Annotated in this window: 3 protein-coding genes, 2 pseudogenes and 1 other annotated feature; of the genes and pseudogenes, 3 read left to right on the forward strand and 2 right to left on the reverse strand. The window is 64.3% G+C overall.

What is annotated here, in order from left to right; translation table 11 throughout:
* Positions 1–77 precede the first annotated feature (77 nt).
* Positions 78–174, forward strand: a sequence feature (AL1L pseudoknot).
* Positions 81–1,031: pseudogene (locus FSY66_RS12330) on the forward strand (IS3 family transposase); the annotation flags it as partial. Its footprint overlaps the feature before it by 94 nt.
* A 127-nt stretch (positions 1,032–1,158) precedes the next feature.
* On the opposite strand, the pseudogene FSY66_RS13170 reads toward FSY66_RS12330, so the two are convergent.
* Positions 1,159–1,273, reverse strand: a pseudogene (locus FSY66_RS13170) (IS3 family transposase); the annotation flags it as partial.
* Between the two features lie 266 nt (positions 1,274–1,539).
* Between FSY66_RS13170 and FSY66_RS12335 the strand changes: the two are divergent.
* Both FSY66_RS12335 and FSY66_RS12340 read left to right on the forward strand, forming a co-directional pair.
* Entirely contained in the window at positions 1,540–2,097 is a 558-nt protein-coding gene (locus FSY66_RS12335) for a winged helix-turn-helix domain-containing protein (protein WP_186304571.1), read from the forward strand.
* Entirely contained in the window at positions 2,094–2,966 is an 873-nt protein-coding gene (locus tag FSY66_RS12340; protein ID WP_144795373.1) for a M23 family metallopeptidase, read from the forward strand. The genes FSY66_RS12335 and FSY66_RS12340 overlap by 4 nt, the downstream gene beginning before the upstream one ends.
* A gap of 105 nt (positions 2,967–3,071) precedes the next feature.
* Here the strand turns inward: FSY66_RS12340 and FSY66_RS12705 are convergent.
* The coding region (locus tag FSY66_RS12705; protein WP_222115542.1) for a hypothetical protein at positions 3,072–3,451 on the reverse strand (380 nt) is incomplete at its 5' end.

Below are 3,451 nucleotides of genomic sequence, written 5' to 3' on the forward strand. Positions count from 1 at the left end.
CTGTGGTCAGTGACTGTCCCATCTCACAGGAGATGTTGCGCTGACCGCTTGAATCCGCCGATCCTGAAAAAGGCCTCGGCTTTTTTCGCAGCGGAACTCGACCGCCCCACGACGAGATGATCCGGTTCATCGACATGAACCGCGACGATTTCGGGGTCGAGGCCATCTGCCGCGTCATGCGCGAAACAGAATGTGGGTTCATCACCTCCCGGGCCTACCGGGCTGCGAAGACTCGACCGGCCTCAGCTCGTGCTCTGCGTGATCAATCTTTGATCCTGGAAATACAGCGCGTCCATGCGCAGAACTATGGTGTCTACGGGGCGCGGAAGATGTGGCATGCGATGCGCCGAGCAGGCTGGGACCTGGGCCGCGATCAGGTCGCTCGTTTGATGCGTAGCGCCGGGCTGCACGGGGTCCGCCGGGGCCGCAAGCCCAACACCACCCGTCCAGCCCAGGCAGATGATCATCGCCCGGACCTGGTCCAGCGCGACTTCACGGCCGCGGCTCCGCATGAGCTCTGGGTCGCCGACATCACTTATGTGCGTCTCGTGTCGGGATTCTGCTATGCCGCATTCATCACGGATGTCTGCACCGGCAAGATCGTCGGCTGGTCGGTCGCTTCAACGCTGCACACAGATCGCCTGCCGCTTCTGGCTCTGGAACAGGCATTATTGACGACTGGTGCCCGTCGGGATTCTTCTGGCTTGACGCATCACTCGGATCGAGGGTCTCAATATGTGTCGCTGGCCTACTCGGATGCGCTGATTGCTGCAGGTGTGACTGCTTCGGTCGGTACGGTCGGGGATTCTTATGACAATGCCCTGGCAGAAACGGTCAATGGTCTCTATAAGACCGAGATCATCTACTCCAAGCGCGTCTGGCCCTCGGCTACTGCGGTGGAGATCGCGACGTTGGACTGGGTCCACTGGTGGAACACGGCTCGGCTCCACGAACGACTGGGGTACCGGACCCCGGTCGAGGTCGAGGCTGCTTACACTGACCTCGAGGTGACCGCGCCCGCGGTGCCCTGACCTCGGAACGAAACCCAGGGCGCTTCATCGGCCCCATACCGCCTGTGGCGATCATCCCCCGGCCTCACGCGTCCCGGCCCCTGCCAATAACGTCATGCCCTCTTACATCGGCCACTAGGTTGAGGCTCGGGTTCATGAGGGGCTCGTACTCGATGGGCCAACCGACCCAGGCGGGCCCGCCGGCGGCGTCGGTAGGTCCGCTCGATCCAGGTGATGATCGCGGTTCGCAGCTCTTCACGAGTTCCCCCGCCGCCCGCAAGGCCGACCCGACAGACCCCCTGTGGATCACCGCCATGACCCAGGCCAGCAATGCGCGGGAGCGAAATCCCGGTCAAGCACTGCCTACGAGAACGTCCTCGCCCTTCATGCCCGCCCTGGGGCGCAGAGGGACCTTCGCACGTTGCAGCGGACTCCACCGAAATCCGTCACCCAGAGGTCGCCTACTCGCCCCCGCGGCAGGTCCGTAGTGCGCTTTTACAGTATTCCGTAATTCTGGAACTATGTATCCATGACGACATTGGACGCACCTGACTCGCTGGCCAGTCGAGTAGCTGCACTCGAGAAGCGGATGGTCGCGGTCGAGGCACACGCCACCCCCGCCGCTGGTGACACTGGAAATACGAACGGCGCGCAAGGCAGTTCACCAAGCACACAAGATCACCTCTGGGCCCTTCGCGGCCTGAAGCAGTACGAGGATGACAGCGAGGGCGGCACCGTCATGCTCGTGGGCTCCGTCGAGCTTCCGGGCAGCGGCCCCGTCTCCTGGCAGATCGGAGCGCACGCCGACGAGCTCCTTTCCGACGAGTGGGACACGGTCACTGCTGTGCTGGACGCACTGGCGCACCCCATCCGCCTGCGCATCCTCAAAGAGGTGCTCACCGGGGAGAACAGCACCGCACGCGAACTTGCAGAACTGGAGTCCATGGGGTCGACCGGGCAGGTCTATCACCACCTTCGCGCCCTCACCTCGGCCGGGTGGTTGAGGCCGGGCTCCGGGGGCAAACACACGGTGCCGGCCGAACGAGTCGTCCCCCTGCTCACCACCCTTCTGGGGGCGCGCCGATGATGCGCACGCTCAAGGCGGCTTCCCCCTGGCTCCTTCGAGCCTTCGTCCTGCTCGTGGCGCTGAGCTTCATCATCGAGGTCCCCGTGTGGCTCGTGTTCGCGCCGCTGGGCCTGGCGATCGCAGTCCCTTCTCCACGTGCAGACGACGAGTCTCCCCAGACCATGCATGCTCCCGTGACGGGCCGCTGGGTCGCCATCAACAGCCCGGCGACGAAGGTCCCCAGCCACGGCGTTCGCACGCTCGGTCAGGCATTCGCAGTCGACATCCTGCAGGCATCAGACTCTCCCCGCGAAAGCGCCCCCGGCTGGCAATGGAGACAGGCCGAGCCCCAGGAGTTGCCAAGCTTCGGGGAGCCTGTCCTGGCAGCGGGCTCCGGCACCGTGATCGCTGCCCATGACGGCAAGCGTGACCATCGCGCCCGGAACACCTGGCCCGGCCTGATCTTTATGATGTCGCTCGAGGCCTTCGGTCGAGAGTTGGCCGGGCACCGCTCCATCATCGGCAATCACGTGATCCTCGACCATAGCGACGGCACGTTCAGCATGTACGCCCACCTCAAGCACGGATCTGCAGCCGTGTGCGTCGGGCAGAAAGTCCGGGCCGGCGATGTCCTGGGAGCGGTCGGGAACACCGGGAATACCAGCGAACCCCATCTCCACTTCCAGCTGATGGACCGGCCCCAAGCGGCCATGGCCGCCGGCCTGCCGTTCCGGTGGTCCCCGCTCACGATCGAGCCGGATCCCGATCCCCACTGGGCTCCGAAGAAACCTGTCGCAGAGACGGTCGAGGGTCTCCCCGCGACAGGGCAGATCTTCCGCACCCCGGAGTCCGGCGTCATGCCCCAACCCAAGCGCGAGGCCAGTTGTTGACGCGAACACTCCCCCATGCCGCCCGACCAGCTCGCGCCCAACAGCTCTGACCAGCTCTTCTACAAATTGAATCTCCATTCGACCTCATTGCGTTGGAAATAGGCGTCACAGATCGATCGCAACGAAGCCTGGGTCACGCCGCCACCGATGCCCGGTCGGAGCTGGCGGACGTTGCCTCGCGAGCAGCCGCTCCCCCACGGCGCGGAGTGTCTCGTCATAGGACGTCGATTGGAAGGTGAATTCCAAGGGGTCCCCGATGGCGTCGTACGGCTCATCGCTGAGGCTGTCATCCCATCCGAACTCGCTCCATCGCACCACTGACCCGGATCGTTCGATGTTGACCGTCAGCGCCCCACAGCCCAGGTCGCCGCACTCGCGACACACGTACAGCTCCACCCGGCCAGAAGGAAGACTGTCCTGTAGCCCTAGGTGTTGTGGGTCATGAGGTTCTTGGCGCGGGTGCGTCGATGAGATGAGGAACGGGC

The organism is Kocuria palustris, from assembly GCF_007666205.1.
Lineage (GTDB): Bacteria > Actinomycetota > Actinomycetes > Actinomycetales > Micrococcaceae > Kocuria > Kocuria palustris_A.